At 58.9% G+C, this 20,859-nt stretch carries 11 protein-coding genes and 1 CRISPR repeat array; of the genes, 7 read left to right on the top strand and 4 right to left on the bottom strand.

Annotated features, from left to right (window positions below):
- The first annotated feature begins 42 nt into the window (after positions 1–42).
- Positions 43–2,019, top strand: coding sequence for an alkyl/aryl-sulfatase (locus tag KOSB73_RS21045; RefSeq protein WP_098140942.1), 1,977 nt, complete (start codon positions 43–45; stop codon positions 2,017–2,019).
- Between the two features lie 67 nt (positions 2,020–2,086).
- A CRISPR array of direct repeats spans positions 2,087–3,335; the repeat unit is 29 nt; unit sequence CGGTTTATCCCCGCTGGCGCGGGGAACAC.
- 176 nt (positions 3,336–3,511) lie between these two features.
- On the opposite strand, the gene KOSB73_RS21050 is transcribed toward KOSB73_RS21045, so the two are convergent.
- Positions 3,512–4,438, bottom strand: a complete 927-nt coding sequence (locus KOSB73_RS21050) for a LysR family transcriptional regulator (RefSeq protein ID WP_165775026.1) — start codon at positions 4,436–4,438, stop codon at positions 3,512–3,514.
- 120 nt (positions 4,439–4,558) lie between these two features.
- Here KOSB73_RS21050 and KOSB73_RS21055 point away from each other — a divergent pair, with 120 nt between their 5' ends.
- Both KOSB73_RS21055 and KOSB73_RS21060 read left to right on the top strand, forming a co-directional pair.
- On the top strand, positions 4,559–6,370 hold the full coding sequence (locus KOSB73_RS21055) for an adenine deaminase (protein WP_098140944.1): 1,812 nt from the start codon (positions 4,559–4,561) through the stop codon (positions 6,368–6,370).
- Between the two features lie 2 nt (positions 6,371–6,372).
- Entirely contained in the window at positions 6,373–7,716 is a 1,344-nt protein-coding gene (locus KOSB73_RS21060; protein WP_024359182.1) for an NCS2 family permease, read from the top strand.
- Between the two features lie 163 nt (positions 7,717–7,879).
- Here the strand turns inward: KOSB73_RS21060 and KOSB73_RS21065 are convergent, their stop codons facing one another.
- Positions 7,880–8,800: a LysR family transcriptional regulator gene (locus tag KOSB73_RS21065; RefSeq protein WP_024359183.1), complete on the bottom strand. Its 921-nt coding sequence runs from the start codon at positions 8,798–8,800 to the stop codon at positions 7,880–7,882.
- Between the two features lie 169 nt (positions 8,801–8,969).
- Here KOSB73_RS21065 and KOSB73_RS21070 point away from each other — a divergent pair, with 169 nt between their 5' ends.
- Positions 8,970–9,287 (top strand): RcnB family protein, encoded by a 318-nt coding sequence (locus KOSB73_RS21070; protein ID WP_024359184.1) that lies wholly within the window; start codon positions 8,970–8,972, stop codon positions 9,285–9,287.
- Between the two features lie 59 nt (positions 9,288–9,346).
- Here KOSB73_RS21070 and KOSB73_RS21075 read toward each other — a convergent pair whose 3' ends face one another.
- Positions 9,347–9,676 carry a hypothetical protein gene (locus tag KOSB73_RS21075; protein ID WP_024359185.1) on the bottom strand — a complete coding sequence of 110 codons (330 nt, stop codon included), beginning with the start codon at positions 9,674–9,676 and terminating at the stop codon, positions 9,347–9,349.
- A 350-nt stretch (positions 9,677–10,026) separates the two neighbouring features.
- Positions 10,027–11,136 (bottom strand): iron-sulfur cluster carrier protein ApbC, encoded by a 1,110-nt coding sequence (gene apbC, locus KOSB73_RS21080; RefSeq protein WP_004122768.1) that lies wholly within the window; start codon positions 11,134–11,136, stop codon positions 10,027–10,029.
- Positions 11,137–11,287: 151 nt separating this feature from the next.
- Between apbC and metG the strand changes: the two genes are divergently transcribed.
- The 3 genes from metG (at position 11,288) to KOSB73_RS21095 (ending at position 20,793) form a co-directional block, all read left to right on the top strand.
- Positions 11,288–13,321, top strand: coding sequence for a methionine--tRNA ligase (gene metG / locus KOSB73_RS21085; protein ID WP_082236941.1), 2,034 nt, complete (start codon positions 11,288–11,290; stop codon positions 13,319–13,321).
- Between the two features lie 141 nt (positions 13,322–13,462).
- Positions 13,463–17,182 carry a WGR and DUF4132 domain-containing protein gene (locus tag KOSB73_RS21090; protein ID WP_098140946.1) on the top strand — a complete coding sequence of 1,240 codons (3,720 nt, stop codon included), beginning with the start codon at positions 13,463–13,465 and terminating at the stop codon, positions 17,180–17,182.
- 14 nt (positions 17,183–17,196) lie between these two features.
- Positions 17,197–20,793 (top strand): DUF4132 domain-containing protein, encoded by a 3,597-nt coding sequence (locus KOSB73_RS21095; protein WP_098140948.1) that lies wholly within the window; start codon positions 17,197–17,199, stop codon positions 20,791–20,793.
- Positions 20,794–20,859: the final 66 nt, after the last annotated feature.

The following is a 20,859-nucleotide window of genomic DNA, read 5'->3' on the forward strand; positions in this document are numbered from 1 at the left end:
CGAAATTAACGAGTGAATCAGCGTAAACCCATGAGGATTCCGATGAAATTAACACCGATTATGAAAAGTCTGGCTCTGGCAGGAATCATTTCGACCCTCTCCATGACCAGTTGGGCGGAAACGTCTCCCAAAGCAGCCGCCGCGGCAACCAAACAGGCAAACGACGCGCTGTACAAACAGCTTCCCTTCTCCGATAACACCGACTTTACCAACGCGCATAAAGGCTTTATCGCCGCGCTCCCTACGGAGGTGATTAAAGGCGAACAGGGCAACGTTATCTGGAACCCGCAGCAGTACAACTTTGTTAAAGAGGGTGAAAAGGCGCCGGATACGGTCAACCCCAGCCTCTGGCGTCAATCCCAGTTGATCAATATTAGCGGCCTGTTTGAAGTGACCGAAGGCGTTTACCAGATCCGCAACCTCGATCTCTCCAACATGACCATTATCGAAGGCAAAGAAGGCATCACCGTTGTCGATCCGCTGGTATCGGCGGAGACCGCAAAGGTCGGAATGGATCTGTATTACAAAAATCGCGGCAATAAGCCGGTCGTTGCGGTGATCTACACCCACAGCCACGTCGATCATTACGGCGGCGTTCGCGGCGTGGTCGATGAAGCCGATGTGAAATCCGGTAAAGTCAAAATCTACGCGCCTTCCGGTTTTATGGAAGCCGCCGTTGCTGAAAACATTATGGCCGGGAACGTAATGAGCCGCCGCGCCAGCTATATGTACGGCAACCTGCTGAAACCGGATGCCACCGGCCAGGTTGGCGCAGGCCTCGGCACCACGACCTCCGCCGGCACCGTCACGTTGATTGCTCCCACCAATATCATCGAGAAAGATGGCCAGAAAGAGACCATCGACGGGCTGACCTACGATTTTATGCTGGCGCCGGGCTCAGAAGCACCGTCGGAAATGCTGTGGTATATCGAAGAGAAGAAGCTGATTGAATCCGCAGAAGACGTCACCCACACCCTGCATAACACCTACTCGCTGCGCGGGGCGAAAATTCGTGAACCGCTGCCGTGGTCGAAATATATCAACGCCGCCATCGTACGCTGGGGGGACAAGGCCGAAATCATTATGGCCCAGCACCACTGGCCGACCTGGGGCAATGAGAACGTGGTTAACCTGCTGAAGAGCCAGCGCGATCTGTATCGATACATCAATGACCAGACCCTGCGCATGGCCAACGAGGGCCTGACCCGCGATGAGATCGCCGCCAAATTCAAGCTGCCGGACAGCCTGGCCAACACCTGGGCCAACCGCGGCTACTACGGTTCCGTCAGCCATGACGTAAAAGCGACTTACGTCCTCTACCTCGGCTGGTTCGACGGCAACCCGGCTACGCTGGATGAACTGCCGCCGGAAGAAGCGGCGAAGAAATTCGTTGATTATATGGGCGGCGCCGACGCTATCCTCAAGAAAGCCAAAGAGGACTACAACCAGGGCAACTATCGCTGGGTAGCGCAGGTCGTGAGTAAAATTGTCTTCGCCGATCCTGGTAATCTGGAGGCGCGCAATCTGGAAGCCGATGCCCTGGAGCAGCTGGGCTATCAGGCGGAATCAGGACCGTGGCGTAATTTCTACCTGACCGGCGCTCAGGAGCTACGCAACGGCGTAGTGAAAGGCCCGACGCCGAACACCGCCAGCCCGGATACCGTACGGGCGATGACCCCGGAAATGTTCTTCGATTACCTTGCGGTGCATATTAATGGTGAGAAAGCCGGAACCGCCAAAGCGGTGTTCAATATCGACCTGGGTAACGATGGCGGTAAATATAAGCTGGAGCTGGAAAACGGCGTGCTCAACCACACCGCCGATGCCGAAGCCAAGGACGCGGATGCTACCATTGCGTTGGATCGCGCCACGCTGAACAAAATCATCCTGAAAGAGGAAACGCTAAAACAGGCGCAAGATAAGGGTGAAGTGAAAGTGACCGGCGATGGCGCGAAGCTGGATGAGATGCTGGGCTATATGGATAAATTTGAGTTCTGGTTCAATATCGTGACGCCGTAAATCAGCCCCCGCGGCGGCCAGCTGCGGGGGAACACTCTTTAGAACCATGTTCGGGAAACATTGACTGTGGTTTATCCCCGCTAGCGCGGGGAACACGCGGCCCCATGCAAAAAGTTTTGTGGGCTGTTCGGTTTATCCCCGCTAGCGCGGGGAACACTCATTATTGGAAAGGACGACTACCGGCCGCCCCGGTTTATCCCCGCTGGCGCGGGGAACACTGGGTATTCGACATGGGCGATGGCTATAAGTCCGGTTTATCCCCGCTGGCGCGGGGAACACCCAAAGGAGCGGATGAAGAAGAAGCGCGCGCACGGTTTATCCCCGCTGGCGCGGGGAACACCAACTTTTTGAAGCCTGGGTAAGGGATATCACCGGTTTATCCCCGCTGGCGCGGGGAACACTCAGCTGGGTGAAAAAACACAACATCATGGACCGGTTTATCCCCGCTGGCGCGGGGAACACGTCACTCACTTCGTTCTTATGGATGGAGACACCGGTTTATCCCCGCTGGCGCGGGGAACACGATTACTGGGATGAGGGTGTCACGGCAAAACGCGGTTTATCCCCGCTGGCGCGGGGAACACCCTGAAAGTGATGTTCGAATTTATCCGGTCCCCGGTTTATCCCCGCTGGCGCGGGGAACACATAACGGTATCGCGGCCAGGCTGTATCGAGGACGGTTTATCCCCGCTGGCGCGGGGAACACGTGTAGAGCGCCGCTTGTGCGCTACCGATAAGCGGTTTATCCCCGCTGGCGCGGGGAACACCGAATGCCCTCTGTCGCGAATACGGGAACGAGCGGTTTATCCCCGCTGGCGCGGGGAACACCTCATCTTCATCATCATCGTTGTCATCGTCGACGGTTTATCCCCGCTGGCGCGGGGAACACCCGGGGTGACGTGTGAGCGGATTTATCAATCGCGGTTTATCCCCGCTGGCGCGGGGAACACTAACGTTACCCACCGCGCGGGATACAGGGTGCCGGTTTATCCCCGCTGGCGCGGGGAACACGATAGAAGCACCATTATCAGTCCACTCGCCAGCGGTTTATCCCCGCTGGCGCGGGGAACACTTTCGACGGGTCAGAGCTGGCCACGCGATAGCCGGTTTATCCCCGCTGGCGCGGGGAACACGACTGGTGGGAAACCCCGCATATCAACCGCGGCGGTTTATCCCCGCTGGCGCGGGGAACACGTAACGGACCGTGACCGCGCCTATCGAATTGGCGGTTTATCCCCGCTGGCGCGGGGAACACGGACAGATGTCCCGGCAACTGGGGAACGGAGGCGGTTTATCCCCGCTGGCGCGGGGAACACACTAACCATATCTTATTGTTTTATAATAAATTTATCCGCCAAGAACAATCTACCAACATTTTTGCAACAAATTGATTTTTTTAAAGAGCCATAACTATTTGATTTTAAAAGGCACAAGAAACTATTCCGTTACCTCTCTCGCATTTCACCACAACAAGCTGAGAGAGCAACGGCCTCTACAGATTCACTTCCCGCAGCGAACTCAGTAATAATGTAAAACACGCTTCTATCAGCGGCGGCAGAGGCTGCGGCCCGCGCATCAGGGCCACGGTTCGCGTCAGCGCCGGCTGCTGAAGTTGCGCCACCTTTAACGCCGGATCCTGAAGGTGAGTGGTATAAAGCTCAGGCAGAATCGCCACCGCCAGCCGGGAACGCACCAGGCCGTAAAGCGTTTCAATATAGTCAACCTGATAACGCGTATGCAGCGTGAGGCGATGGCTCTCCGCCAGCGCGCCGACCAGGCGCTGAATATTGCCCTTTGAGAACACCGCGATATCGCGCCCCGCGAGCAGCTTCCACGGCAGATGCGGCTGCCCGGCCAGCGGATCGTCGCAGTGCAGCACCGCCACAAACGGATCTTCGCGCAGAGGATAAACCTGCAGCTCAGGCGGTAACGAACGGTCTATTGCGCCTACGGCAAAATCTATCTTTCCCGACTGCAGCTCGCAAAACAGGGCGTCGTTAGTCTGATCGTGAAACTCCACTCTCAGGCGCGGAAACGCCTGAGCCAGCGTTTGCGGCAGCCGAGGAAATAGCAGCGAGCTCACCGAGGGCACCAGACCGATACGCACCGTACCGTCGCCGCCGGCCTCGACTATCTGCTGCATATCCTGAAACGCCAGCTGCGCCACGCTCAGCACCCGCCGGGCGTGGGGCAAAATCGCCGCCCCCAGTTCGGTTAAGGTGACCGCCGAGGCGGTGCGGTTGACCAGCTTACCGCCCAGCACCGTCTCGATTTGCCGCAGCGCGCTGCTTAGCGCCGGCTGACTGATAGCCAACCGGTTAGCGGTGTCGGTGAAGTGACGTAGCTGGGCCAGGGTCACAAAGTACTGAATCTGCTTGAGAGAGAGCGCGGGCAGACGCTGCCAGGGTTCGGTCATCATGTTTTCGTCAACGGTGAGCATGCAGAATAACCCGAGGTTATCGGGCGATAAATTTATTCATCTGGGCAAACGTTTGCTCTGCCCCTAGAGTATCCCCATTATCCTTGTGCCGGAGTTGTTATGTCCAGCAGTGCTGAAACTCGCCGCCGCGCCGTGCAGGCCGCGCGCGGAGAATCCCCTTTCGATCTCTTATTAACCGACGCGCAGATTGTCGACATGGCCACCGGCGAAATTCGCGAGGCCGATGTCGGGATCGTCGGCGATAGGATCGCCAGCGTGCACCCGCGCGGCAGCCGCTCCGATGCCCACGAACGCCGCTCGCTGGCGGGGTGTTTCCTGTCTCCGGGGCTGATGGATACCCACGTCCATCTTGAAAGCTCTCACCTGCCGCCTGAACGCTATGCCGAAATCGTCCTGGCTCAGGGCACGACGGCGGTATTCTGGGACCCGCACGAGCTGGCCAACGTGCTGGGCGTTGAGGGCGTGCGCTACGCCGTCGCCGCCAGCCGCCATCTGCCGCTGCAGGTGATGGTCGCCGCCCCCTCCAGCGTACCGTCCACGCCGGGGCTGGAGATGTCCGGCGCCGATTTCGCCGGCGCGGAAATGGCCGCTATGCTGGCCTGGCCGGAAGTTTGCGGCGTCGCCGAAGTGATGGACATGCATGGCGTGCTGCACGGCAGCGAGAGGATGCAGGAGATTATCCAGGCCGGCCTGGACAGCGGCAAGCTGATTGAAGGCCACGCGCGCGGCCTGAGCGGCGCGGATCTGCAGGCCTATCTCGCCGCCGGGGTCACCTCCGATCACGAACTCACCTCGGCGGAAGATGCGCTGGAAAAACTGCGCGCCGGGCTGACGGTAGAGATCCGCGGTTCGCACCCTTACCTGCTGCCGGATATCGTTAACGCACTGAAATCGTTGCCGCATCTCTCCTCGCAAATCACCGTCTGCACCGACGATGTGCCGCCGGATATGCTGCTGGAAAAAGGCGGCATTATCGCCCTGCTCAACCTCCTGATTGAGCACGGATTGCCGGCAACAGACGCCCTGCGTTTCGCCACCTTAAACGCGGCGATCCGGCTGCAACGTAACGATCTGGGGCTGATTGCCGCCGGACGCCGTGCCGATCTGGTGGTTTTCGATTCATTAAAAAAGCTCGCCGCGCGGGAAGTTTACGTCGCCGGTAAGCTGATTGCCCGCGCGGGCGCCCTGCTGGAGCCGATTCCGTCGGCGAGCGGCGTGACCCCGCCGCGCGATACCCTACAGATGCCGCCGCTCAGCCCAGCCGATTTTATCCTTCGCGTCGGCGCTATTCGCCACGGCGTCGCCCGCCTGCGGCATATTCGCGGCGCACGCTTCACCCAGTGGGGAGAGGTTGAGGTACAGGTCCGCGATGGCAAAGTGCAAATCCCGGACGGATTTAGCCTGATTTGGGTTAAGCATCGCCACGGCCGCCACGAAGCAAAACCGCAAATTGCGCTATTAGAGGGCTGGGGCGAACTGCGCGGCGCTATCGCCACCAGCTACTCCCACGATTCCCACAACCTGGTGGTGCTCGGCCGCGATCCTGACGATATGGCGCTGGCGGCAAACCGGCTGATCGAATCCGGCGGCGGCATGGCGCTGTCGCAGCAGGGAAAAATCCTCGCCCACGTAGCGATGCCGATTGCCGGGATGCTCTCCGACTTACCCGCCACGGAGCTGGCGCGGCAGTTCCGCGAGCTTCGCGACCTGAGCGCGGAAATCGCCGACTGGGAGCCGCCCTACCGCGTATTTAAGGCGATTGAGGGTACCTGCCTGGCCTGTAATGCCGGTCCGCATTTGACGGATTTAGGTTTGACCGATGGCGGCACTCGCCAGATAGTCGAGCCGCTGATAGAGAGCCGGGAAATCCCGGAACGCCCAGAACACAACAATAATCATCAGGGAGCCTGAGCATGGCCGACAATACCCTTAACTCATCCGCGCAAGGTAGCTGGCTGGAGCGCCGTTTTGCCTTGTATTCCCGCGGCAGTACGCTGCGCACCGAATGCCTCGCGGGCATCACCGGCTTTCTCGCCGCCGCCTATCTGCTGGTGGTTATCCCCGGCCTGCTGGCGGTTGGCGGGATGGATAAAGGCGCGGCAACCACCGGCACGATCCTGGTGTTCGTCGGCGGTACGCTGCTGATGGCGTTTTATGCCAACCTGCCGTTTATCGTCGGGCCGGGCATCGGCGGCTCGGTGCTGGTCGGCGTCACGCTGGCGGGCAGCGAAGGCATTGGCTGGCAGGTCGGTCTCGGTATCGCCTGCTGGTCGGGGATTCTGTTTTTCCTGCTAACGAAGTTCGGCCTGCGTGAAGTGGTGACCCGTTCGGTGCCGCAGTCGATCAAGCTCGGCCTGACGGCGTCCATCGGGCTGTTCGTCGCGGTGCTGGGCTTCCGTAACGCCGGGCTGGTGCTGGCCAACGCCAAAACCAACGCCCTGATGCTCGGCGATTTTCTCTCGCCGGGGGCGCTGGTGGCGCTCTGCGGGCTGTTTCTGGCCATCGCCCTGCAGGCGAGAAAAATTCCCGGGTCGATTCTGTGGGCGATTCTCTTTGCCACCCTGGTCGGGATTCCGATGGGCGTTACCAGGCTGCCGGGCAGCTTTATCGATATGCCGCATTCGCTGACGCCGGTGCTGGGGCAAATCGATATGCTGGGCGCGCTGAATATCGCCTTCCTGCCGTTCCTGTTTGTGTTCTTCGCTTCAGAGTTCTTTTCCACCATGGGCACTACCCTGGCAGTGGGCGGCGAAGCGGGTCTGCTGGATGAAGAAGGCAATATGCCGCATATCAATCGCCCGTTTATGGTTGACTCGATCGCCGCGGCCGTTGGCCCCTGGCTGGGCATTCCGGCGGCGACCGCGCTGATTGAATCCTCGGCGGCCGCGGAAGCCGGCGGCAAAACCGGGTTAACCGCGCTATCGGCGGCGGTGATGTTCCTGCTGATGCTGCTGTTTACTCCGGTGGCGCTGATGATCCCCAAAGAGGCGACCGCGCCGGCGCTGATCCTGATCGGCCTGAATATGTTCAGCGGCCTGCGCAAAGTGGATCTGGCAAACTTCACCGACGGCCTGCCGGTGCTGATGATGGTGATGATTACGCTGATTGCCAATAGCTTCGGCACCGGAATTGCCGGCGGGCTGCTGTTTTATGTGGTGATCAAAACCATCGCCGGGAAGTGGCGAGAAATCCCGATTGGCCTGTGGATCCTGGCAATTCCGCTGGTGTACTACTTTGCCACGCTGGTGAAGCATTAAGGTTAGTGCCAATCGTGTTCCCGGAGGCGGCGCTGGCGCGCCTTGTCCGGGCTACCGGCTATCGGACCGCAGACAGCTGTGAACCCGTAGCCCGGCTAAGCCCAGCGCCACCGGGAAAAAGCCACGCCGATTCATCATCCCGACACCGTTCCCGCAGGCGGTGCTACCGGCCCGCAGAGGGCGCGCGGGAATTAACCGCTTCGCACGCTTCTTTCACTGCGTCATACAGCAGCCGTACCGCGGGAGAAAGCTGTTTACGGTGCGGGCAAATCATATTCAGCGGCACCACGTCTCCTTGATAGTGCGGCAACAGCACCCGCAGCCGCCCTTCGCGGATATCATCGCCGACGTCGAGTTCAGACTTGAAGGCGATGCCCTCCCCGGCAACCGCCAGGCGGCGTATCACCTCGGCGTCATCGCTCACGATAGTGCCGGAAACCTGCACGTGATGGACTTTCCCCTCCAGGCTCAACGGCCAGCGGTCGAACGCTCTGCCGCGCAGCACGTAGGTCAGCGCGTTGTGTCGGGCCAAATCTTCCAGCGTCTGCGGTTCGCCGTTTTCGGCTATCCAGCCGGGCGAGGCTACCAGCACCCGGCGATTATCCGGCGCAACGGGCAGAGAAATAAACGAGGCATCGTCGTTATCGCCGTAGCGAAACGCGACGTCCACCGGGTCTTTAAACACGTCGGTCCGATGATCGGAAAACAGTATCCGCAGGCGCAGCGCAGGATGCCGCTGGCGAAAATCGCGAAACACGCGCAGAAGCAAATTGCGCCCAAGGTCAGACGGCACGGCGATTTGTAACGTTCCGCGGACTTCGTCATCCGGCGTGTGGATTTTTTGCAGCCCGGCGTGCAGCGTATCGATCATCTGCGTGGCATAAGGCAGCCAGGTTTCGCCCTCCGGCGTCAGGCGTAAGCTTCGCGTCGAACGAGCGAAAAGACGGATATTCAGCGTCGTTTCGAGACGCTTTATCGCCGCGCTGACCTGCGAGGGCTGCAGCCCGGCCTCCCGCGCCGCATCGCTGAAGCTGCTTAACGCCGCTGCGCGGACAAACAATGCCAGATCTTCCAGCCTGAACATACCCACTCCCCACCCCGGATTATTCTCAAAACAGACGCGCCCCGATGAAAAACGTCGCCGTATCACCGTTTGCTTACACTTTTAACCAAACCAATGCTTGCCATTTCCTTGACCTATCAGGAATCATACGAGGCTGCGATTTTGTGTCCAGGATAATAATGGGGAAATTATGCGTAAAACAAAAATGATGCTTCTGGGCGTACTGTTGGCCTGCTCCAGCGGAGCGTGGGCGGCGTCCGGCGAAGGTATACAGAAATATGAGCTGGATGGGGTGACCGCAGACTTCAAACAATTCCACATCGGCGACACCGTACCGCCGCTGTACCTCACGCCAGAATACAACATCAAGCAGTGGCAGCAGCGCAATTTGCCTGCCCCGGATGCCGGGACCCGCTGGACCTATATGGGCGGAAGCTACGTTCTGATTACCGAAACCGAGGGAAAAATCCTCAAAATCTATGATGGCGAGATTTTCTACCATCGCTAAAAGCCGAACGCCAGCGCGCTATCCCTGCCGCTGGCGTTTTGTTTTTCGATGCGATAATGCTATCCGTTAAAGCGGTTTTGTTTATGCATAAATTCCTCGACGGCAATACCGGAAGCCACGTGCTCATAGAGCATTAAAATACTTAATATCAAATCGCCGCCGCTACGCAATAAATCATCCGGGGCAGTACGACTCTTTTCATCCGATAAAAAAACAAGCTGTTCAAAAATATCACTGTATTCACCATAAGCACCAATCGGAATTTCAGCCATCGGGAGATGCTCCTGGCAATAGCGTAACGCGTCTGCGGCTTTCTCCGGCAGCGTGCGCGTATGCATAAAAATAACCAGCAGTTCTCGTAACTTAACGATTAGAGCAATATTGTTCATCATGCACTCCGGAAATGTATTACGGCTATACTTTCCTTCCATCGTTTTTATTGACGTAGTACTGATAACTTCCACGTTTCGCCAAATCACACAGCCAAAATTAAACATCGTCACGGCGAATTAAAATACTTCACTTCTATGCTAATCAAGCTCGCACAACCGCCAGCGGAAAACAATGTTAACAATATGTTTTATTGACAAATCTCAACATCGCTAAATGTGAATAAAAACAAGTAATATTTAACGCTTATATCATTCACGCGGTGATTATTTTGGAAAGAGAAAACGGGGCGGATACGATAACAAACCGTACGGCGCAACGTGCCGTACGGTTCAGAAGGGAGGGAAAATCAGACCGCGCGGAAAGCTATTTCACCGGGGATAACTTCGCCCTGCCAGTACAACTGCGCCGCGACGCGGTCTGCCAGCTGGCGGTAGGTTTCGGTAAACTCGCTTTCCGGGCGCGCCACCACCGTCGGCGTTCCCTTGTCGAGGTCTTCGCGCAGGGTGATATGCAGCGGCAGCTGGCCCAGCAGCTGGGTATGGTATTTCTCGGCCAGCTTTTGCGCGCCGCCGGTACCGAAGATAGGCTCGTGGTGTCCGCAGTTGCTGCAAATATGCATGCTCATGTTTTCCACAATCCCCAGCACCGGCACTTCGACTTTCTCAAACATCACGATACCTTTTTTGGCGTCGATCAGGGCGATATCCTGCGGCGTAGTCACCACCACCGCGCCGGTGACCGGAATGTTTTGCGCCAGCGTCAGCTGAATATCACCGGTGCCCGGCGGCATATCCAGCACCAGGTAATCGAGATCCGGCCACAGGGTTTCCTGCAGCATCTGCATTAACGCTTTGCTGGCCATCGGGCCGCGCCAGACCATGGCGTTGTCGTCGGTGACCAGATAGCCGATGGAGTTGGTGGCGAGACCAAATTTCATAATCGGCGCCATATGGGTGCCGTCCGGCGAAGTGGGACGCTGATCTTCCGCGCCGAGCATGGTCGGAATCGACGGGCCGTAAATATCGGCATCCAGAATGCCGACTTTCGCCCCTTCCGCCGCCAGCGCCAGCGCGAGGTTGACCGCGGTAGACGATTTACCCACCCCGCCCTTGCCGGAGCTGATGGCGATGATGTTTTTCACGCCGTTGATGCCGGGCTGATTTTTTACCCGCTGCAGCGTGGCGATGCTGTGCGTCAGCTTCCAGTCAATAGCTTTAGCGCCGGTAATGCGCAGCAGCTCGGCGCTGCACTGCTCCTTGAGCACCTCAAACGCGCTATGCCAGACGAACGGCATCTGAATTTCAATGTGCACGGTCTCGTCCAGCCAGGCGACGTGATGCAGCGCCTTCAGCGTAGTGAGGTTATGTTTCAGGGTTGGGTGCTGGAAATTAGCCAGGGTCCCGGCGACCATCGCGCGCAGACGCTCGGGGGATTTGGCCTGGGATTGCGAACTCATCCCGACTCCTTTGTTATTGTGAGTTGAATCTTGTGCGTTAAGTTTACCTTAAAGGGAATAATTCCCCCACAATAAGCTTTGGGCTTACCAAATTATTGCCTTTGCGGTAACATCGAAACCCCTTTTTACAATAGAAGATGTAATGCCCACTATGACTCAAGTCGCGAAGAAAATTCTGGTAACGTGCGCGCTGCCGTACGCAAACGGCTCAATCCACCTCGGCCACATGCTGGAGCACATCCAGGCTGATGTCTGGGTCCGTTACCAGCGAATGCGCGGCCACGAGGTCAACTTCATCTGCGCCGACGACGCCCACGGCACCCCGATCATGCTGAAAGCGCAGCAGCTCGGTATCACCCCGGAACAGATGATTGGCGAAATGAGTCAGGAGCATCAGACCGATTTTGCTGGCTTCGACATCAGCTATGACAACTATCACTCCACGCACAGCGACGAGAACCGCGAGCTGTCGGAGCTTATCTATACGCGTCTGAAAGAGAACGGTTTTATCAAAAACCGCACCATCTCTCAGCTCTACGATCCGGAAAAAGGCATGTTCCTGCCGGACCGTTTTGTAAAAGGCACCTGTCCGAAGTGCAAATCACCGGATCAGTACGGCGATAACTGCGAAGTGTGCGGCGCGACCTACAGCCCGACCGAGCTTATCGAGCCGAAATCGGTCGTCTCCGGCGCGACGCCGGTGATGCGCGAGTCCGAGCACTTCTTCTTCGACCTGCCGTCGTTCAGCGAAATGCTGCAGGCGTGGACCCGCAGCGGCGCGCTGCAGGAGCAGGTGGCGAATAAAATGCAGGAGTGGTTCGAGTCCGGACTGCAGCAGTGGGATATCTCCCGCGATGCGCCGTACTTCGGCTTCGAAATCCCGAACGCGCCGGGCAAATACTTCTACGTCTGGCTGGACGCGCCGATCGGCTACATGGGTTCCTTCAAGAACCTGTGCGACAAGCGCGGCGATACCACCAGCTTCGACGAATACTGGAAGAAAGACTCCACCGCCGAGCTGTATCACTTTATCGGTAAAGATATCGTCTACTTCCACAGCCTGTTCTGGCCGGCGATGCTGGAAGGCAGCAGCTTCCGCAAACCGACCAACCTGTTCGTTCACGGCTACGTGACGGTCAACGGCGCCAAGATGTCCAAGTCGCGCGGCACCTTTATTAAGGCCAGCACCTGGCTGAATCATTTTGACGCAGACAGCCTGCGCTACTACTACACCGCCAAGCTCTCGTCGCGTATCGATGACATCGACCTGAACCTGGAAGACTTCGTGCAGCGCGTTAACGCCGATATCGTCAACAAGGTGGTTAACCTCGCCTCGCGCAACGCCGGTTTCATCAACAAGCGTTTCGACGGCATGCTGTCCGCCGAACTGGCCGATCCTCAGCTGTATAAAACCTTTACCGATGCGGCAACAAGCATTGGCGAAGCGTGGGACAGCCGCGAGTTCGGTAAAGCTATCCGCGAAATCATGGCGCTGGCCGACGTGGCGAACCGCTACGTTGACGAGCAGGCGCCGTGGGTGGTGGCTAAACAGGAAGGGCGCGACGCCGACCTGCAGGCCATCTGCACCATGGGCCTGAATATGTTCCGCGTGCTGATGACCTGGCTGAAGCCGGTCCTGCCGCAGCTGGCCGCCCGCGCCGAAGCGTTCCTCAACGGCGAACTGAGCTGGGATGCTATCCAGCAGCCGCTGCTCGGTCACAAGGTTAACGCTTTCAAAGCGCTCTACAACCGCATTGAGATGAAGCAGGTTGACGCGCTGGTCGAAGCGTCGAAAGAAGAAGTCAAAGCGCTGTCAGCGCCGGTCACCGGCCCGCTGGCGGACGATCCGATTCAGGAAACCATTACTTTTGACGATTTCGCCAAAGTCGATATGCGCATCGCGCTGATTGAAAACGCCGAGTTCGTGGACGGTTCCGACAAGCTGCTGCGCATGACGCTGGATCTCGGCGGCGAGAAGCGCAACGTCTTCTCCGGCATCCGTTCCGCCTACCCGGACCCGCAGGTGCTGATTGGCCGCCTGACGGTGATGGTCGCCAACCTGGCGCCGCGCAAAATGCGCTTCGGCGTTTCTGAAGGCATGGTGATGGCCGCGGGTCCTGGCGGGAAAGATATCTTCCTGCTCAGCCCGGACAGCGGCGCCCAGCCGGGCCAGCAGGTCAAGTAATGACGCATAAAGCGCTGCTCCGGCAGCGCTTTTTTTATTTTATAAATTCTGAAAATTGTATTCTTGCTACCCCCACCCTCGGTGTTCCTGTCAATAGCTGTTAGCATCAACGCCAGGCTGGATAAAAACACAGGGACGTTGATGAAAACCTTTATTTATCAGGACGAAAAATCACATAAATTCTGGGCGATTGAGCAGCAGGGCCACGAGCTGCATCTACGCTGGGGCAAGGTTGGCACACACGGGCAGAGCCAGATCAAAACCTTTGCCGACGCGGCGGCGGCCAGCAAGGCTGAAGTCAAATTGATTAACGAAAAAACCCGCAAAGGCTACGTTGAAGTTACTCGCACCGAGCAGCCTGCCTTACCCGCATCGCCACCAGCCGCCCCACAGCCCGAATACGCCTCAACGCCCTCAGACATCACCCGTCCGTGGCTGGCGGACGATGGCGAACTGCTTTTATCGGATGAGCTGCTTGAAGAGGTGCTCCCTTCTCGCCTCTTTCCCGGTAAACCGATCGCCGCGCCTGAAAATAGCAAACTGATGGACCTCGGCAACGAGATCCACAAACAATCAGGGAATATCGTCACCTTTAACTCTGCCGACTGCTCCGCGTACTGGCAGCAAATCATCAACCAGGCCCTGACCGATGGCCCGCTTTCACCCGCGGCGCTGGCGGTTCAGGTGGCGGTAGCCACGCGCCGCGGCTGGCGCAGCGCTGATAATGCCTGTCTGATGGACGAGATTGTTTACGTTTACGGTCTGGAATATGCCATCGAGATGTTTATCGCCCTGCAGCACATTGAGTTTGATTATAATTATCAAACCCTTCAGGTGACTTTCCGCGCCGAGCCCACCCGCGCGCGCGGGCCGGCGCTGCTCGACGTGCGCCTGCGCGCCCATCTGGCTCATGCGGATGAGGCGCTCTGGCGGCGCTGCGTGGATAAACTGATCGCCGCGTTGCCGGATATGCCCATCGGGCAACAGCCGCTGGTGGCGCTCTTGCTGCCGGAACGCCAGGATATCGTGAACGATATCGCCCGTCGGGTACTGGCGCACAAAAATGTGAAGACGGCGGAATGGCTGAAGGTCGTCGCCCGCGACCCGCAGGTGGTCAAAGCGCTGGAGCCTTACCAGACGGAAAATCTGTTTAACGATTATTACCACGGCAGCGTCTGGAACGCGACGGTGATGCGCGAACAGGGCGTCGCCGGTATCGCCCGCTTTGCGCCCTACGTTCACGATGACCTGTGCGGAGAGCGGGTAAGCGGCGTGAACCATCCCCAGGCGCTGATGCAGCTGATCCGGGTGAGCGAACAAGGCAAACGCTGCCACGAGCGGATGGCCCGCGCCAGCGCCCGCTTCCCGCACGCGGCGCTGGCGGCGCTGGCCGAACTGCTGGCGCAGAAAGAAGAGAAGCGCTGGCGCATTATGCTGATGACCCTGCTGAGCGCGCAGCCGGAGCTGGCGGCGCAAATTTCGCCGTGGCTCTCGTCGCAGGCCGCAACGCTGCTGGCAGCCTGCCAACGGCAGTTAAGCCAGCGGGTCGACTGCGCCGGGGCCGATATTCTGCCGCCGGTGCTGGTTTCGCCCCCGTGGACGGCGAAAAAGAAAAAATCACCGATCCCTCAGCTAAGCTTAACGCCGCTGGCTTTAGAACCGGCCTGTATGCTGACGGAAGAGGCGGCCAACGCGCTTCTCGCCCAGCGGAGCTGGTACGCGCAGCAGGTGGAGATGAGCCAACAGGAGAGTGAGAAAGCGTACCTAACGCGCCTGGGTTTCAGGGTCTGGATCCGTCAAAACAATCGCTATGAACACGCCTCCGACGCCGCAGCAGATGCCTGGCGGCGGCAGGATTATCCCGCGCTGATCGCCGAATTCCACGCTTACCACGCCCCTTATCCGGGGGAGTGGAATCTTTATATGCTCACCGCGCTGCCCGCAGGGCGGGCAGCCGATGCCTGGAGCTCGCTGAGTAAAGAGCCCCATACCGGCGGGGAATATGTGATGGCCTATCTGCGTCTTGCCGGGCTACCGGGTTTTATTCACGCCCTGTCCCGCTATCCGCAGGAGAATTTACCGGTCGCTATCTGGTTTGCCGCCAGCGAACTGTCCCCCATCGTCGCCCGCGCCTTTCACAAGCTGAAAACTCTGCGCGAAGAGGCGCGCGAGTGGCTGCTGGCCTATCCGGAGCACGCCATTGCCGGCCTGCTGCCCGCCGCCCTTGGTAAAGCGGGCGAAGCGCAGGACAGTGCGCGCCTGGCCATACGCATGCTGATGGATAACGGTCATCAGCCGCTGCTTGAACAGGTTGCCCGCCGCTACGATCGGCCGGAGGTGATGGCGGCGGTCGGCGCGCTACTGGCGCTCGATCCGCTGGATAACCATCCGACGAAAATTCCGCCGCTGCCCGCGTTTTATCAGCCCGCGCTGTGGGCGCGACCGCTGCTGCGGGAAAATGGCCTTGCCTTGCCGGACGACGCATTAAAAACGCTCGGCGAAATGCTGCGCTTCCCGTCAGAGGAAGGTATTTACCCCGGCCTGCAGCAGGTAAAAGATCTCTGTACCGTGGCATCACTCGCCGCCTTCGCCTGGGATCTGTTCAGCGCCTGGCAAACCGCCGGCGCGCCGTCGAAAGAGAGCTGGGCCTTTACCGCGCTCGGCATCTTCGGTAACGACGATACCGCCCGCGCGCTCACCCCGCTGATCCGCGCCTGGCCGGGAGAATCCCAACATAAACGCGCTACCGTCGGGCTGGATATTCTCGCCGCCATCGGCACCGATATCGCCCTGATGCAGCTGAACGGCATCGCCGGGAAACTCAAGTTCAAAGCCCTGCAGGAGCGCGCCAGAGAGAAAATCGGCCATATCGCCGCAAGCCGCGCGCTGACCGTGGAAGAGCTGGAGGACCGCCTCGCGCCGGATCTGGGACTCAACGACGACGGAACCTTGACCCTCGATTTCGGCCCGCGGCGCTTTATCATTAGCTTTGATGAAGCCCTCAGGCCTTACGTGCGCGATGAAAACGGCAGCCGCCTTAAGGACCTGCCGAAGCCGAATAAAAGCGATGATAAGGCGCTGGCTACCGAGGCCGTTAATCGCTACAAAGCCCTGAAAAAAGACGCCCGCACGATTGCCGCCCAGCAAATCGCGCGCATGGAGTCCGCCATGTGCCAGCGTCGCCGCTGGACGGCGGAAAACTTCCGGCAGTTTCTGGTTAATCATCCCCTGGTCTGCCACCTCACCCGCCGCCTGGTATGGGGAGTCTACGACGCCGAAAACAGGCTGCTGGCCTGCTTCCGCGTGGCGGAAGACAACAGCTACGGTAACGCCGATGACGATCTGTTCACCCTGCCGCAAGGCGCGGTCCAAATCGGTCTTCCGCATCTGCTGGAAATGCCCGCGGAAGACGCCGCCGCCTTCGGTCAGCTGTTCGCCGATTATGAGCTGCTGCCGCCGTTCCGCCAGCTTGACCGCAGCTGCTACACCCTGACGACCGCCGAACTGGCGGCCACCGAGCTGACCCGCTGGGCCGGGCGCAAATGCCCGAGCGGGCGGGTAATAGGGCTGGCGAATAAAGGCTGGCTGCGCGGCGAACCGCAGGATGCAGGCTGGATTGGCTGGATGCTTAAACCGCTGGGCCAGTGGACGCTGGTGATGGAAATCGACGAAGGCTTTGCCGTCGGGTTGCTGCCGGATGAACTCAGCGCCGAGCAGCTGCTGAGCAAAATATGGCTGTGTGCCGAAAATGCGCACCAGTACGGCTGGGGCGGCAACGGCAAACAGCAGGCCACGTTTTCGGTGCTGGATAACGTCACCCTCAGCGAATTGATTAACGATATCGACGGGCTGTTTGAGTAACACAAGGAACGTTTATGCACAACACAGCACTCCCGCCATGGCTGGCGGATGACGCGCAGCTGGAGCTATCCTTTAAAAAGGGCAAACAACCGTTAAGCCATCGCCGCTGGCCTGGCGACCCGGTACCGCCGATCGAAGAGGGACGCCTGCAACGACTGGCGAACGATATTCTCTCGCGCTATCAGCATATTCAGGCCCTTACGTGGGACTATGAAACATGCACTGCCGAATGGCGGCAGGCTATTGCGCAGGCGGTCGGCTATGTGGGCGAAGCCAAACCGGCAATGCCCCCCCGCGCGCTGGCGGCGCTTACCCGGCTGGCAGAAGATGACAGTCCCGAGCTACTCGATGAAATCGTCCAGCTAAGGGGCGTGGAATATGCCACCGAAGTGGTGATTGAACGGCAATTTATCACCGTGACCCACAGCAATCTTCAGCCACCCAGCATCGTTTTTTCTCATCCGAAAAAAGCGTACCAGTACGGTTTTCGCTGCGATACTTACCACGAATTCGATCTGCGTCTGCGAAAACACCTTTCGCTGGCTGAAGAGGCGATCTGGCTACGCTGCGCTGACAAACTTATCCGCGCGCTCCCTGATATCGAGCTTAATCGTAAACCGTTTATTGCCCTGCTGTTGCCGGAACGACCGGACGTTGCAAATAGCCTGCTCGACGCTGATAAATACGCCAGCCGTTCATCAAGCGAGTGGTTGAAAGCGGTAGCGACAGATCCTGCTAAGCTGGCAGTACTGGAGCAATCCTGCTGGCTTGATGTCTTTACCGATTGTCAGGCCAGCGAGATGTGCGACGAAAACCGCTACGGTTACTCCGCCTGCGCGGCCCTGCTGCGCGAGCAGGGGCTGGCGGCGATCCCCAGGCTGGCGATATATGCGCACCGGAATGACTGCGGCAGCCTGCTGGCGCAAATTAACCATCCGCAGGCTATCCGGCTGCTGCTGCTGGTGGCGGATAAAAACAAACCCAGCCAGCAGCGCGTGTCAACATTCGCCAAAAAATATCCCCATGCCGCTCTGGCCGCTGTAGCGGAATTGCTGGCGCTGCCGGAACCGCCCGCTCGTCCGGGCTATCCTGAGATCGCAGAGAAAAAGCGTCCGCAGCAGCAGAAAAAGCGTGAAGAAAGCTGGAGAATGCTGCTGCGGACGCTGCTCAATACGCATCCTCAGCTGGCTGAGCAGGTTACTCCCTGGCTAAGCACGAAGGCACAGGAACTTCTGGCGGCCAGCCGACCATCGATGCCTTCAGACGTTACGCTGGCAACCGATCGCTCCTGCCTGCCGGAGATCCTGCGCTCGCCGCCGTGGCGCAGCAAAAAGAAAAAAGTCGCGCCCCCGCGTTTTGCGCTAACGTCGCTGACCGTTGCGCCTCAGGAGCACTGGCAGCCAGGAGAGCGGGAAGCGCTGGCTGCCAGCAAACCCGCCTGTTTCTTTAATAACCTTCCGCTCGATGAACGTCTCGCCAGCATAGGTTGCACCATCGTCATGCAGGAGCTGGGCTTTCAGAGTATTGAATACCTGTTCCACCAGTACACGTTATGCGGCAAGCGGGACCATTTCGATACGGAGAAATATTTTCATCGCTATGTCTGGTGGGGCAACGCCTGCCACGCACTGCAAAACTTCGATATCGCTACGCTACTGGAGGCATGGGGGGATTACCTGGTAAAGGCCTACAACCCTAACGACTGCTGGAATCTTTATCTGCTTATGCAGTTGCCTCGCGAGCGGGCGCTGGTGGCCTGGCAGGGCATCAATGCCGCTAACTTTAGATTTGTCGGCGCCGAATATGCGCTGAGCATTCTCGGGACCGATGCCCTACCCGGCCTGCTGCTGGCGCTGCAGCATCGGCCAAAGGAGATCTTCCCCCTGCTGACGCATCTCGGCGCAACGGAGCTGGCGCTACCGATGGCCCGCGTCTGGCGACGCTTGCAGGCGCACAGCCAACTGGCTCGTCAGTGGCTCCTGCAGTGGCCGGAGCACGCAGCCGCCGCGTTAATCCCACTGGCGTTCGATAAAGCGGGCGATAGCCGCGAGGCGGCTATTAACGCGCTGCGTCTGCTGTACCAGGAAGGCCACCATGAACGGCTGAAAGCGGTAGCACAACGCTGGAACGAACCGGCACTGTGGACGAAGCTGGAACAGCTGCTGACGCAGGATCCGCTGGACAACTACCCTGTCCGCATTCCAAAAGTGCCTGACTTCTGGCAACCGACGCTCTGGCGCAGGCCGCGGCTTATCGGCACCGACCAGCCGTTGACTGACGATGCGCTGGAGATCTTCGGCGAAATGCTGCGCTTCGCCCAGGGCGGCCATCATTACGGCGGGCTGGATTTAGCCAAAGCCGCCTGCCAGCCCCAATCGCTGGCCGCTTTCGTCTGGGATTTATTTAACGCATGGCAGACTGCCGGAGCCCCAGCCAAAGATAACTGGGCGTTTCAGGCGCTGGGGATTTTTGGCGATGAAGCGACAGTGCGTGATTTAACCCAGCTTATCCTGGCCTGGCCGCAGGAAGGGAAATCCGCCCGCGCCGCCAGCGGGCTGCATCTTCTCACCCGCATCGGCAGCGATATGGCGCTGCTGCAGCTGCACCACATCGCGCAGGGCGCCAAATCCCGCCCGCTGCGCGAAAGCGCCAGGCAGTCTCTTAAAGAGGTCGCCGAAGCCCGCGATCTCAGCGAAGAGCAGCTGCAGGATCGGCTAACGCCTACGCTGGGGCTGGACGATCCCCAAACGCTGGCTTTTGATTTTGGTTCCCGCGGCTTTTATGTCCGTTTTGATGAAAATCTGCTGCCGGTGATTTACGACCAGCAGGGAGCGCGGCAAAAGAGCCTGCCGCGCCTGCGCGCCGAAGATGACCAGGTAAAAGCCGCGGAAGCGCTGGCCAGGCTGAAAGGCCTGAAAAAAGACGCAGCCCAGGTGGCCAAACGCCTGCTGCCGCATCTGGAAAACGCCCTGCGGCTGGCACGGCGCTGGACGCGAACGGAGTTTCAATCGCTGTTTGTCGATCATCCGCTGACCAACAATCTTACCCGGCGCCTGGTATGGGGAATCTACGCCGCCAGTGAACCCCGTCGCCTGCTCAACGCCTTTCGCGTCGCCGCAGAAGAGGAATTCTGCGATGGCCAGGATGACCCTATCGCTCTACCGGAAGAGGCGCTGTTCGGCCTTGTTCATCCGCTGGAAATGGATGACGCGACGCGGGCAGCATTTAGCCAAATTTTTGCCGATTATCAGCTATTGCCACCGTTCCGCCAGCTGACGCGCCAGACGGTGCAGCTGCTGGCGGAAGAAACCGCCCGCAGCGAGCTTACGCGCTGGCAGGGAAAATCAACAACCTGCGGGCAATTATTGGGCATCCGCAGTCGCGGCTGGTGGCAGGGCGCTGAAAACCGTTTCTGCTACGATGTCGGGCGGCATCGACTGATTCTGGAAATCACGCCAGGGTTCGTGCACTACAACATGGATGCGAAGGCTCCTCAGCGGTTTGCCGCCATCAGACTCTATGATGGCGAACGGCCCGCTGCGTTCTCACAGCTCGATCCACAGGATCTCAGCGAGGCGCTAAGCACGATTGAGGTCATTTTCCGTGGATAAGCAAAGCGCGTTTACGCTATTCGCTGCACATAGGATAAAAATGCTCCCATTACCGCGGTCTCTTTA

The organism is Klebsiella grimontii (genome assembly GCF_900200035.1).
Lineage (GTDB): Bacteria > Pseudomonadota > Gammaproteobacteria > Enterobacterales > Enterobacteriaceae > Klebsiella > Klebsiella grimontii.